Source organism: Streptomyces kurssanovii (genome assembly GCF_040677245.1).
Taxonomy (GTDB): domain Bacteria; phylum Actinomycetota; class Actinomycetes; order Streptomycetales; family Streptomycetaceae; genus Streptomyces; species Streptomyces kurssanovii.
In genome coordinates, this window is record NZ_JBFAQK010000076.1 from 1 (window position 1) to 12,669 (window position 12,669).

10 protein-coding genes and 1 tRNA gene are annotated in these 12,669 nt (G+C 72.7%); 8 read left to right on the top strand and 3 right to left on the bottom strand.

The window, feature by feature from the left end:
- Positions 1–111: 111 nt before the first annotated feature.
- Positions 112–708 carry a histidine phosphatase family protein gene (locus AB0K36_RS31735; RefSeq protein WP_364600819.1) on the bottom strand — a complete coding sequence of 199 codons (597 nt, stop codon included), beginning with the start codon at positions 706–708 and terminating at the stop codon, positions 112–114.
- 132 nt (positions 709–840) lie between these two features.
- Here AB0K36_RS31735 and AB0K36_RS31740 point away from each other — a divergent pair, with 132 nt between their 5' ends.
- From AB0K36_RS31740 to AB0K36_RS31770, 7 genes are all read left to right on the top strand, one after another.
- Positions 841–1,731 (top strand): phosphatase PAP2 family protein, encoded by an 891-nt coding sequence (locus tag AB0K36_RS31740; RefSeq protein ID WP_364600821.1) that lies wholly within the window; start codon positions 841–843, stop codon positions 1,729–1,731.
- Complete coding sequence (locus tag AB0K36_RS31745; RefSeq protein ID WP_364600823.1) at positions 1,661–2,827, top strand: hypothetical protein; 1,167 nt, start codon at positions 1,661–1,663, stop codon at positions 2,825–2,827. Before AB0K36_RS31740 ends, AB0K36_RS31745 begins: the two co-directional genes overlap by 71 nt.
- The gene (locus AB0K36_RS31750) at positions 2,818–4,416 is read left to right on the top strand and encodes a hypothetical protein (protein ID WP_364600824.1); all 1,599 of its coding nucleotides are present in this window, start codon (positions 2,818–2,820) and stop codon (positions 4,414–4,416) included. Before AB0K36_RS31745 ends, AB0K36_RS31750 begins: the two co-directional genes overlap by 10 nt.
- A gap of 50 nt (positions 4,417–4,466) precedes the next feature.
- Positions 4,467–5,810 (top strand): AAA domain-containing protein, encoded by a 1,344-nt coding sequence (locus AB0K36_RS31755; RefSeq protein ID WP_364600826.1) that lies wholly within the window; start codon positions 4,467–4,469, stop codon positions 5,808–5,810.
- 81 nt (positions 5,811–5,891) lie between these two features.
- Entirely contained in the window at positions 5,892–6,233 is a 342-nt protein-coding gene (locus tag AB0K36_RS31760; protein WP_159691756.1) for a DUF8844 domain-containing protein, read from the top strand.
- 172 nt (positions 6,234–6,405) lie between these two features.
- Positions 6,406–7,023, top strand: coding sequence for a bifunctional DNA primase/polymerase (locus tag AB0K36_RS31765; protein WP_364600828.1), 618 nt, complete (start codon positions 6,406–6,408; stop codon positions 7,021–7,023).
- Positions 7,014–7,087: transfer RNA gene (locus tag AB0K36_RS31770), tRNA-Lys, on the top strand. The genes AB0K36_RS31765 and AB0K36_RS31770 overlap by 10 nt, the downstream gene beginning before the upstream one ends.
- A 62-nt stretch (positions 7,088–7,149) precedes the next feature.
- On the opposite strand, the gene AB0K36_RS31775 is transcribed toward AB0K36_RS31770, so the two are convergent.
- The gene (locus tag AB0K36_RS31775; RefSeq protein WP_364600863.1) at positions 7,150–8,328 is read right to left on the bottom strand and encodes a M6 family metalloprotease domain-containing protein; all 1,179 of its coding nucleotides are present in this window, start codon (positions 8,326–8,328) and stop codon (positions 7,150–7,152) included.
- A gap of 532 nt (positions 8,329–8,860) precedes the next feature.
- On the opposite strand from AB0K36_RS31775, the gene AB0K36_RS31780 reads away from it, so the two are divergent.
- Positions 8,861–10,639 carry a putative bifunctional diguanylate cyclase/phosphodiesterase gene (locus AB0K36_RS31780; protein WP_435877979.1) on the top strand — a complete coding sequence of 593 codons (1,779 nt, stop codon included), beginning with the start codon at positions 8,861–8,863 and terminating at the stop codon, positions 10,637–10,639.
- A gap of 234 nt (positions 10,640–10,873) precedes the next feature.
- On the opposite strand, the gene AB0K36_RS31785 is transcribed toward AB0K36_RS31780, so the two are convergent.
- Positions 10,874–12,574, bottom strand: a complete 1,701-nt coding sequence (locus tag AB0K36_RS31785; RefSeq protein WP_364600831.1) for a glycosyl hydrolase family 18 protein — start codon at positions 12,572–12,574, stop codon at positions 10,874–10,876.
- Between the last annotated feature and the right edge of the window lie 95 nt (positions 12,575–12,669).

Here is a 12,669-nt window from a genome sequence, read left to right on the forward strand (position 1 = left end):
GCCGGCGATTGAGGCGCGGGGGTCCGGGGGCGGAGCCCCCGGTTCGGGAAGGGGCGGGGTGGGGAACAAGCCCGCCGCAGGCGACACCCACCCGCAGCGGTCACGCCACCGTCACCCCTCCTGGTGCCCCGTGTCGTTCCACCGCTCGATCGCCGGCTCCCCGTACGCCCACCCCAGCACCGACAGGCTCGTCGGGTCCAGCCGGATGCGCGCCCCGAAGGAGATGTGCTCGCCCAGCCACCGCGCCCCGATGGAGCGCAGGATGTGCCCATGGGCGAAGACCAGCACGTCGCGGTCGGCCGAGCGGGCCCATTCGACGACCTCGTCCGCGCGGGCGGACACGTCCGCGAGGGTCTCGCCGTCGGGCGCGCCGTCGCTCCACAGGAGCCAGCCGGGCTGCAGCTCCTGGATCTCCGCCGGCGTCAGGCCCTCGTACGCGCCGTAGTCCCATTCCATCAGCGGGTCCCAGGTCTGCGCCCGCTCCGCGAAGCCCGCCAGCGCGCATGTCTCGCTCGCCCTGATCAGCGGGCTGGTGCGGATCTCGACCCCTTCCAGCCCCGACCACGGTGCCCGCTGGAGCCGCTCGCCCAGCAGCTTCGCGCCGCGCCGGCCCTCCTCGAGCAGGGGGATGTCCGTCCTGCCGGTGTGCCTTCCGAGCAGCGACCATTCGGTCTGGCCGTGCCGGGCGAGCAGGATCCGCGGTGCCATGGGGAGCTCTCCTGAAGTTCACGATCGAATGTCGCTCCATCATCCCGCACCTGAACTTCAGGCAACCTCCGCGACGATCTCGGCGTCCCCCTCCCCGGACGAGTGATCCCTACCGGAGACGGAGACCGACGGATGCCGCGGACCGCGCCTCGCCACCGGCCTCGCTGGTGGACCGAGCTGCTGCTGATCGCCGTCGTCTACACGGCGTACTCGGCCGGCCGGCTCCTCGCCCGCGGCGACGTCTCCACGGCCGTCGGCAACGGACTCGCGATACTCCGGGCCGAGAAGGCACTCCTGCTCAACGCCGAGCATCCGCTGAACCGTCTCTTCACGGAGACGCCCGCGCTCGGCATACCGGCCGATTTCGCTTACGCCTCGCTCCATTACCTGGCCACCCCCGCCGTCCTCGTGTGGCTCTTCCGCCGCCGCCCGCTCCGCTACCGCGCGGCCCGCACCTGGCTGATGCTCTCGACGCTCCTCGGGCTGGCGGGTTTCACGCTGATGCCGACCTGCCCTCCACGGCTGCTGGACGCCGGCCACGGGTTCGTGGACACGATGGCGCAGTACAGCTCGTACGGCTGGTGGGGCACCGAGGCGAGCGCCCCGCGGGGACTCGGCGGCATGACGAATCAGTACGCGGCGATGCCGAGCCTGCACGTCGGCTGGGCGCTGTGGGTCGGTGTGATGCTCTGGCGGCACGGCCGTACGCCGCTCGTGCGGGCGCTGGCCGTCGCCTACCCGCTGCTCACCACGGTCGTGGTGATGGGTACGGCCAACCACTACTTCCTCGACGCGGTCGCCGGCGCCGCCGTCATGTGCGCCGGCGCGCTGCTGACCAGGCCCGCCATGCGTCTCGCGGACCGCACGCGCGAACGGTTCGCCGGCGGATCGCGCCCCACCGCGGCGGTCTCCGTCTCCCCCGTTGTCGGTGGCGGATGCGAGACTTCCGCGGGTGAGCGAATCCCTGGGCAGCGGACCCCCTCCGCAGGCGCCGACGACAGCACTCCGGCAACGGCTCGCTGAGCTGCGGGGCCCTGCCGCGCAGCCCCACCCGCTGGACGCCCGCGCCCTCGCGGCCCTCGCCGCCAACCCCGGGTGCCGGCGCCGGGCGCTGCTGGACGGCGCCGGGGTGGACAAGGCGGCGCTCGCCTCCGCGCTGGGTGCTCCGGGGACGTTCGGGCAGTCGCAGTTCGCCTTCATGCGCGGGAACGCCTTCGAGGCGAAGGTGAAGGCCGACGGCGGCAAGGAGCTGTTGCGCCTCCTGGGCCTCGACGACCCGGCGGGCGCCCTGGTGCCGGACCTGTCGGCGGCCGGCCCCGAGGGGCGTGCCGCGCGTACGGCGCTGGCGCTGCGCGAGGCGACGGCCGCCGGGGCGTGGACGCTGCTCGACCACCCGCTGCTCGCCCTGGACGTGGCGGGCTCACCCGCCTATCTGGAGCCGGACGCGGTGGTCGTGCATCCCGACGGCCGGTGGACGGTCGTGGAGATCAAGTCGTTCCCGATGGTCGACGCGTCGGCCGACGCGTCGAAGGTGGGGGCGGCCGCCCGCCAGGCGGCGGTGTACGTCCTGGCGCTGGAGCGGGTCGCCGCCGTCACGGACGGCGCGCGGGTCGCCCACAGCATCCTGCTGGTCTGTCCCAAGGACTTCTCCAACCTGCCGACCGCGTCCGTCGTGGACGTGCGCAAACAGCTCTCGGTGACCCGCCGTCAGCTGGCGCGACTGACCCGCGTCGAGGACATCGCGGCCGGGCTTCCCGAGGGCGTCACGTTCGACCTCGAGGGCTGTTCGGCGGACGAGCTGACGGCGGCGGTCGAGTCCGTCCCGCACGCGTACGCGCCCGAGTGCCTCGCGGCCTGCGAGCTGGCCTTCCACTGCCGGGACCGGGCCAGGCAGGCCGGAGCGGTGGAGACGCTGGGCCGGTCCGTCCGCGGTGAGCTCGGCGGACTGACGACGATCGGCGAGGTGCTGGCGGCGGCGCGCGGCGAGGCGGGGGACCCGGCCGACCCGGCGGTGGCGGCGCTCCGGCGGGCGGCGTCGCTGCGGGCCGAGGCGCTGGCGGAAGCGGACCTGGCGCAGCAGGGCGCGGCGGCGGGGCAGGAGGCCGGCGCATGTCGCTGATCGCCACCCTCGCCCGGCTCGAGGCGGTCGAGAGGGGCCGGGCCCAGCCGCTGGCGACGGTCCGCCACCGGCGGGTGTCCGAGCGCCCGTTGGTGTTCGTGCCGCTGACGACCGCGGGCGAGGCCGGGGCGCCGCTCGGAGCGCTGGTGGGGACGGACCCGGCGGAGCCGCGGCTGCTGGTCGTGGCCCAGCCGCGCGACCGCGACCTGCGTTCCGCGTTCCTGGCGGAGCTGGCCGACGTGGTCCTGCCGTATCTGGACGGCTTCGGCGACGAGGTGGAGCACGTCGAGCGCAAGGAGACCGACGCCGAGACCGGCAAGAGGGTCACTGTGGAGGTCGAACTGTGCGCGGACGCGCCGCAGTTGATCGTGCCGAGCCGGGCGGGCGTGGAGTTCGTGCGGCTGCTGGGGCGCTCGATGCGGTTCCGTCGCACGGCCGAGCAGGATCCGGACACGCCCTACCCGGCCCCGCCCCGTGTGCCGTTGCTGGGCCGCTGGCTCACCCACTACGGGGAGCGGGCCCGGGTCCCGGGTTCCTCGCTGCTGCTCGCCGCGACGGATCTGCTGAACCGTCACTGGGCGACCGGCCAGTCCTCGCTCGAGGACCAGCACCTGGGCGCGCTGCTCGCCTGGATCGAGGCGGACGACGGGCCGGACGGCGGGTCCGGAGCCGAGGCCGCGCTGCGGGCCGAGCTGGGCCGGGACCGGGAGGGCATGCTGCTCTGCCCGCCGGCGGGGCCGGCTACCGACCCGGTCTTCGACAACCGGCGGCTGGCGCCCGCGATGGAGCGCTACGACCGGGCCCGGCAGCTGCTGGCGACGGCCGAGGACGGCGGCAGCGCCGACGAGCGGCTGGGTGAGCTGCACCGTGCCGAGCGGGAGATCCGGCGGCTGGTCGCGGACCAGATGCGGCCGACCTGGTCCGCCGTGTGGCGCACGGTCGAGCTGATGCGCGCGCTCCCGGAGGGCTCCCGCGTCGAAGACCGCTGGACCCGCGACCGCTGGTCGTTCACCGCCCACCGCGACCGGGTCCGGGCAGGTGAGCCGCCCCAGCCGCGGCGCGACGACGCGGTGACCGCCGCGCACAAGCTGGCCGCGCGGGAGACGGCCCAGGCACAACTGGAGGCCCAGGAGGCACTGGACGACCCGCTGGTGATGGCGGGCCACCGGCTGGTGGGCGAGGCGTTCCTGTCGGAGGTGATCGACGTGGAGATGGCCTGGTCCGATTCGAAGCGGCCGAGCCCCCGTCCGCTGGTGACCGTCCGCACGGACGACCGCCCCCATCTCGGCGAGCGGGTGAAGGTGTTCCGCTCGCTGGAAGGAAGACCGCAGACGGCCGAGTTCGTGCGGTACGAGGGCGAGGGCGCGCTGGTGCTGCGCGTCATGGACAGGATGGGCCGTGCCAAGGACCCCGCGGAGGGGTCGGTGCCGGCCAAGGGGGACCGTATCGCCTGGACCCTGTTCGAGCACGACCAGCGGGGCGGGCCGAAGCTGCCGGATCCGGAGGAGACGCCGTGGACGCACGGCGGGCCGCCGCGCACCGACACGGCCGAGATCCCGGACCTCGTCACCCCGGAGGACCTCCTGTGACACCCCCTCCCGCCGCGCCGTTCCCTTCGGCCACGGTGCCGGATTCCACGGTGCCGGATTCCACGGCGCCGTTCGATCCCGCCGCGGAGGCCGCGCGTGCCACCGCCGGCATCCTCGCCGACACCCTCCACGGCTCTGCCAGGGGCGTCGTCGTCGACTCCCCGCCCGGCGCCGGCAAGTCCACCCTGGTGGTGCGGGCGGCACTCGAACTGGCGGCGGCGGGCCGGCCCTTGATGGTCGTCGCGCAGACCAACGCGCAGGTGGACGACCTGGTGCTGCGGCTCGCGGAGAAGGAGCCTGGGCTCCCCGTCGGCCGTCTGCACTCGAACGACTCCGACCCGTACGACAAGGCCCTCGACGAGCTGGACAACGTCCGCAAGTCGGCGAAGGCGGGCGACCTGGCCGGTCTGGACGTGGTCATCTCCACGGCGGCCAAGTGGGCGCATGTGCAGGGCGTCGAGCCGTGGGGGCACGCCATCGTGGACGAGGCGTACCAGATGCGCTCCGACGCGCTGCTCGCCGTCGCCGGGCTGTTCGAGCGTGCGCTCTTCGTCGGCGACCCGGGCCAGCTCGACCCGTTCTCCGTCGTCGGTGCCGAGCAGTGGGCGGGGCTCTCCTACGATCCGTCCGCGAGCGCGGTGTCGACGCTCCTCGCGCACAACCCGGAGCTGCCGCAGCACCGGCTGCCCGTCTCGTGGCGGCTGCCGGCCTCCGCGGCGCCGCTGGTGTCCGACGCGTTCTACCCGTACACACCGTTCCGCAGCGGCACGGACTACGGGGACCGGCGGCTCTCGTTCGGTGTGCCGTCCGACGGGTCGGGACCCGACCGGGTTCTCGACGAGGCGGCGGCCTCCGGCTGGGGTCTGCTGGAGCTTCCCGCGCGTCACACGCCGCGCACCGACCCGGAGGCGGTACGGGCCGTGGCGCTGGTGGTCCGCCGGCTGCTCGACCGCGGCGGCGCCGCGGTCTCCGAGCGGTCCGAGGAGCCGGTGCCGCTCACCGCGGACCGGATCGCCGTCGGCACGGCCCACCGCGACCAGGCCGCGGCGGTGCGCGCCGCGCTGGCGGACCTGGGCGTCACCGGCGTCACGGTCGACACCGCGAACCGCCTCCAGGGCCGTGAGTACGACGTGACCGTCGTGCTCCACCCCCTGTCCGGCCGGCCTGACGCGACCGCGTTCCACCTGGAGACCGGCCGGCTGTGCGTCCTCGCCTCCCGGCACCGGCACGCCTGCATCGTGGTGTGCCGCGCCGGTGTGGGCGAGCTGCTCGACGAGCACCCGTCCACGGAACCGGTCCAGCTGGGCGTGACCGTGAAGTTCCCGGACGGCTGGGAGGCGAATCACGCGGTGCTGGCACACCTGGCCGGACACCGGGTGCATTGGCGGCCGTGATTGGCCTGAGGCCCTCTTGCGCGGCGCGGGACAATGGATGGCGGTCCCGGGGCACGGGCCGTGACGAGGAGGAGTACGGACATGGCGGAACCGGAGCGGACGACCGAGCGCAGGATGCGGCCGGGCCCGCTGCTCTTCGAGCCGTCGGAGGCTGCCGCCGACCCTGAGCACTTCTTCGACCTGGAGTCCATGGAGGACCCTCGCGAGCTGCTGGCCCGGGCGACGGAGCTGGCGCTCGCCTTCCGGGCGGCGACGGACCGGGCGGTCGAGTTCCAGGCCGTCGCGGCGGCCCAGCTGGCCGATCCCCGCCGCTTCGACCGTCTGACGCCCGCGGACATCGCGGAGCGGGCGGGCTGGACCGAGGACTATGCCCGCAAGATGATCGACTTCGGCGACGAACTCCTGCGCGGCGCAGTCACGTAGCCCTCTTCGCGGAGCCACGGGGCGAATCCGCCGCTACGGGGAGTGGGGGCGAGGCGCCCGTCAACATCACCTCGCATATGCCGACGGCGCAAGATACTCCTCTCCGCCCCGTCCTGTCCTTGTTTCTGCCAACCCGGTGAAATTGCAGTGTCACCCCGGGTAAGCATGAAGCATGACCGCATGGCTTCGAGACCCATCCCTGCTGACGCACGTGGCCGCCGACGAAGAGGACCGCGCGGCGGCCCGCGTGACGCCCCCCGGTGCCGGCTGGCTCGCCTCGGCGGAGACGTACCCGCGGTCGGCCCTCGCCCAGTGGGAGGCGCGGCCGACCGCCCCCGCCGTTCTGCCCTGCGGCTCGGTGTTCGACGTGGTGACCGTGCCCTCGATCTTCGGCCGGCGGATGCTGGACCGGCTGTGGACGGAGGGCCCCGGGTCGGGGCCCGTCGCTGTGCACCGGGGCAGGATGATGCTGTTCGCCGCGCCCGGCACCGCCCAGCGGCTGCCGTCGCTGCTCGACTGGGAGGAGTGGGGCGACTCCGTCCCGCCGCTGCTGTGCCACGGCACGGGCGACGCCGTCACGGTCCCGCCGCTGATCCCCGCGAACACCGCCTCCGAACCGCGCTGGGTGGTCGCCCCGGACACCCGCCGGCCCTGGCTCCCGGGCCCGGAGGTCCTGCTGTGGGCGTGCGTGCGGGCGGTCCGCGCGAAGGCCGCCGCGGGGGTGCGGGTATCGATTTTTCCTCCCGCCGATCAGGATGCTAAGGTCTACGACGTCAGCAGGCGCCGCTAGCTCAGTTGGTTAGAGCAGCTGACTCTTAATCAGCGGGTCCGGGGTTCGAGTCCCTGGCGGCGCACAGACGGAAGAAGGTCCCTCGCGAGAGCGGGGGACCTTTTTCGTGCCCGGAACAGGCCGGCGCTAGGCAGTGGTGATCTTCACCGTCCACGCCCCCGTCTGCGTCCTTTCCGCGACCTCCACCCGCGCCCGCCCACCCGGCGGCCCCGGCATGGTGAAGGTCTCACCGACCCCCAGTGGCGCGTCCGCGAGCGGCGGGTAGACCGACTCCTCCCAGCAGGCGTCCGTGTCCGGATGGGTGTCGACGACCTCGACGGGCCCGGCGCCGGACGCCGTCTCGGCCCGCACCCGGTAGAGAAGGACGCCCTCCGTGCAGGTGTAGGTGTCGTTGCCGGTGGCACCGCGGGCCTCGATGGCGAGCGCGCTGTCGGGTCCGGTGCGGACGACCGCCAGCCGGGTGCCGATGCTCCCGCCGCCCACGGGCGCGGCCGCCACGGGTTCGAGGGTCACCATGTCGCCGCCGCGCTCCGCGGAGACGCACCGCACCTCCTGCCGGCTCAGCCAGCCCAGCTTCCACTTGTGCCAGCCGAACAGGTCGGGGGCGAGCCCGAACTGGCTGCCCATGACGTCCCAGTCCCCGACGTGGGTGTCCCAGTCGCCGTTGCCGTCGACGGGCCGGTGGTAGAGGTCGGGCAGGTCGAAGACGTGGCCGGTCTCGTGGGCGAGCACGTTCCGGTCGGGCGGGTGGCGCTCGAAGACGGTGACCACCCGCCGGATGTCGGTGCCGTCGGCGCTCAGCGGCCGGTCGAAGTTGACGACCTTGGTGGCGTCGGAGTCGACGCCGGGCGCGTCGGGGTCGGCGACCAGGTAGACGATGTCGTACGCGGAGAAGTCGACCTCGCGGTCCGCCACGTCGATCGCGTCGCGCAGATAGGCGGCGCGCTTCTCCGGGTCCCAGTCGCGCTGTATCCCGTAGGCGACGGAGGGCTTGGGCATCGGCAGCCACTCGGTCAGCGGATCGGCGCGCAGCGAGAACTTCCCGTACGAGGCACGCCGGAAGAAGTCGCTGGTGGCGGGGAAGTGGTCGGCGGCGAGTTCGTGGGGGGCGTTCAGCGGCTCGGAGTCCGGGAACGAGAGGAAGATCATCACCGCGTCGAGGCCGGTGGCCGGTCTGGTGTAGGCGGCGTTCCAGGTGTCGAGGCCCAGCGAGTGGTGGGCCGTGGTCCGGGGCAGCGCGCAGGGGCCGCCCACGCTGTCGGCGACGGCCGGGCCGGCCACGAGGGAGGTGGCCGCGAACGCCATGAGGGAAGTGAGCGCGGCGGCGGCACTCCGCAGCCGCACCCTTTCCACTCTCCCGGGTGTTCCCTCGGGCGACTGCTGACCCTCCACGTGGACCTCCGGCTGCGGAATGCAGGTTGCGTCACCCACCTTGTGATGTTTTCTGATGGTTCGCCCTGTTCCGGTGCACCACTCGGGTGACCGACCTGACACCGGGCCGATGCCGCTCCGAGACCCGGCGACACTCCGATGGCTCACGGAAAGTCACATTCGGTCAGGGGTCGCCAGAGCCCGGTCCGGACCCGTGCAGAAACGATCGGCCGTTCCCTCTGGAGGCCCTGTCGCATGATGGTCACGCTGGAAGGGCCGCCTCCGCTGCCTCTATGATCGGCACACTTTCCCCGAGTTCTTGCTGGATTTCTTCGCCGACTGCCTTGGCGGGCCGTCCCCCGACCACATTTGTACGACCCTGTACGACACAACTGCACTGCGGGAGTGAGCGGTGAGCGGAACCTCCGAAGGACAAGGGCCCGCGGGCGTCGCAGTCCCCGGAAGCATCCGACCCTCGGTCACGGAGCGTCACAACTTCGGCCGGACGTCGTCCGAACTGCGCGACTACCGGGCCGCCTTCAACGCGGCACAACTGGCCATGGCCGTCGTCGACCACCAGGGCCTGGTGATCAGCGCCAACGAGGCGCTCGCCGCCCTGCTGGGCACCCGTCCCGTGGAGCTGCGCGACCGGTACGCGGCCGACCTCATCGACCTCGCCTCCGACGCCCGCACCTGGCACGCGTACCGCGAGGTGCTGCGCGGCCGTCGCTCGCGTTTCCGCTGCACCCGCCGTCTCAAGCACCCGGACGGGCGTGCGCTGTGGGCAGAGGTGACCGTCTCCCCCGTCCCCGACAGCGGCACCGTGCTGCTGTCCGTCGCGGACATCAGCGACCGGCGCGAACTGCGCGCCAGGCTGCGGCATCTCCAGATGCACGACCCGGTGACCCGGTTGCCCAACCGGGCGCTGTTCTTCGAGCGGCTGACCGCCGCGCTGGAGTCCTCCCCCTACGACCAGGGCTCCACCGGCCGGATCGGCCTGTGCTACCTCGACCTCGACGGGTTCAAGGCCGTCAACGACACCCTCGGGCACCGCGTCGGCGACCGGCTGCTCGCCGCCGTCGCCACCCGGCTGGCCGAGTGCGCCGACGCGGGCGGCTCCGGGCGGGGCGGCGGCCACCTGGTCGCCAGGCTCGGCGGTGACGAGTTCGCGATCCTCGTCGAGGACTCCACCGGCACGGAGCAGGTCGCCGACCTCGCCAGGTCCGTGCTGGCCGCGCTCCAGGAACCGTTCGACCTGGCGGGCCAGCGGCTGTCGGTGTCCGCGTCGATCGGTGTGGTGGAGCGGGCCGTGTCGGGGACGAGCGCGACGGGGCTGATGCAGGCCGCGGACACGACGCTGTACTGGGCGAAGGAGGACGGCAAGTCCCGCTGGACGCTCTTCGACCCGGAGCGCAACGCGCACCGGATGACCCGGCAGGCGCTCTCCTCGATGCTGCGTCCGGCCGTGGAACGAGGGGAGTTCACCCTCGAGTACCAGCCGCTGGTAGGCATGGCGGACGGCGTGACGCGGGGCGTGGAGGCGCTGGTGCGCTGGAACCACCCGCGGTTCGGCACGCTCACGCCGAATCGGTTCGTCGCGATCGCGGAGGAGGACGGCTCGATCGTGCAGCTCGGGCAGTGGGTGCTGCGCACGGCGTGCCGGCAGGCCAGGCAGTGGCAGCTCGACCACCCGGACGTCCCGCCGCTGTTCGTCAGCGTCAACGTGGCCGTGCGACAGGTCTGGGACTCCGACCTGGTCGCCGACGTCGCCGAGATCCTCGCGGAGACGGGCCTTCCCGCGCATCTGCTGCAGTTGGAGCTCACCGAGTCCGCGGTGATGGGCTCGGCGGGCCGGCCGCTCCAGGCGCTCCAGGCGCTGAGCGACATGGGCGTGCACATCGCCATCGACGACTTCGGTACCGGCTACTCCAACCTCGCGTACCTGAGCCGGCTGCCGGTATCCGTACTGAAGCTCGACGGAACGTTTGTCCGCGGCTTCCAGGACGAGGCCCACGCCAACCCGGCCGACGAGACGATCGTCCAGGCCCTGGTGGAACTGGCGCACCGGCTGGGCCTGACCGTCACCGCGGAGTGCGTGGAGACCTCCGGCCAGGCGTCCCGCCTGCGCCGGATCGGCTGCGACACGGGTCAGGGCTGGCTCTACTCGCGCGCGGTCGGCCCGGACCGCATCGCGGAGATGCTGGGCGCGGGACCCTGCCCTCAGCCGGCGACGGCGCCGGGCTAGGGACGGCGCCCGGCCGGAAGGCGGGTCGAGGGACGGCGTCCGGCCGGAAGGCGGGTCGAGGGACGGCGTCCGGCCGGAAGGCGGGTCGAGGGACGGCGTCCGGCCGACAGGCGGGCTGAGGGACGGCGCCCCCCCCCGCTCACGGCCGCCGGGGGACGCCACGAATCGGACACGGGGATCCCCCACGGCCGCCGGGCCGTGGGGGATCGCATATGTGGTGGGAAGACGGTCGGCTCAGCAGGCGCCGAGGTCCTGCCAGACTCCCCACTCGCCCGTGGTGCCGGGCTCCTCGCCCTGCGTCCACCACTTGGCCTTCCAGAGACGGCCCTTGTGCGAGGCCTCGTTGCCGTTGTTGTAGACGGCGGTGGAGGTCCAGGCCGCGGCGGTGCAACCGGGCTGCGGCTCCGTGGGGGTGGGGCTCGGCTCCGTCGGCGTGGGGGTGGGCGTCGGCTCCGTCGGCGTCGGGGTGGGCTCCGGGTTCGTCGGGGACGAGCCGACCGCGGTCACGATCTGGTGGAACAGGGTCGCCTGGGTGTCCAGCCCGAGCAGCGAGTACATCATCGCCCCCGCCAGCCCACGCTCGTGCGCGTAGTCCGCCCGGGCCTGGACGGCACGCCGGTCGAGGCCGGTGAAGAACTCGCCGTCCTTGTAGAAGTACGCGGCCTTCGCCTCGTCGTCCCAGAAGGTGGTCGCCGGGTTGTCGACGATGCCGCCGAGTTCCTTGTAGTGCGCGATGCCCGCCTGCTGGCTGACGGGCCGGGCGGCCGACGCACCGGTGGCGCTGCCGCCGAGGCCGTTGCGGGTGCCCGCCGGGACGCCCTTCCAGCCGCGGTAGTAGAACTCGTACCCGAGCGTGAGCTTGCCGGCCGGGAATCCGCCGGCGATGCCGTAGGCGCTGTTGCCGTCGATCCACGCGTCGATGGCGTTGTCGATCGAGTACTTCTGGGTGCCCGGCTTGACGGGGTCGGTCGGGTCGGACGCCGGGGAGTACAGCGGCGACTGGTGGTACGCGGGCCCGTCGCCGTCCCAGGCGCCGTGCATGTCGTACGTCATGATGTTCGCGTAGTCGAGGTACGCGCCGATCTTGTCGGTCTCGATGTGCCTGATCTTGTCCTGGCCGGCCGGGAGGGCGGCTGTCAGCAGGTACTTCTTACCGCCGTGCGCGGCTCCGTACGCGTCGAGCTGCTTGCGGAACTCGGCCAGCAGCAGCGTGAAGTTCTGCTTGTCCTCGGGGCCGTAGTGGTTGCCGAGGTGACCGTCGGGCGAGCCCGGGTACTCCCAGTCGATGTCGATGCCGTCGAAGATGCCGGCGGCGGTACCGGGGCCGCCGTAGCCGCCTTCGACGGGCAGGTCTCCGGCGATGTACTGCTTGACGCACGAGGCGACGAACTTCTTGCGGCTCGCGTCCGTCCTGGCCGCGTCATGGAAGTACTTGGAGTAGGTCCAGCCGCCCAGCGAAATGTTGATCTTCAGATGCGGATGCTTGGCCTTCAGCTCCTTGAACTGGTTGAAGACACCCACGATCGGCTGGTTCCAGGTGTCGGCCACGCCGTCCACGCTGTCGGCCGCCGAGAAGGAGCGCTGGTAGTCGGCGTACGAATCGCCCGCGCCGTCACCGGCGTTGGGGTTGGCGTCGTCGCCCGCGGCCTTGTTGGCCTCGAAGCAGGTCAGTTCGGTGGGATGGATGTTGCCGAACGAGTAGTTGATGACGTCGAGCTTCTCCGCGATGCCCCGGGTGTCGAGGTGCTTGGGGTAGAAGGCGTTGCCGTACACGCTCCACTGGTCGTAGTAGGCGATCTTGACGCCACCGGTCGACGCGGCCGCCGGGGCCACGTCGGCGGCCTGGGCGGAACCGGGGCCGACGACGGCCGCCAGCGCTCCGGCGGCGAGTGCCGCGCTGGTGAGCGCTGCGAGCAAGGGTCTGCGGACGTGCACGTGCGGCCTCCGAGGGGGGTGCGTGGTACAGGAGTTGGAGCAGTGATAGCCGCCGCCCGAAGTCCGCGTCAATGGTCTGCACCAAATGAGGACTA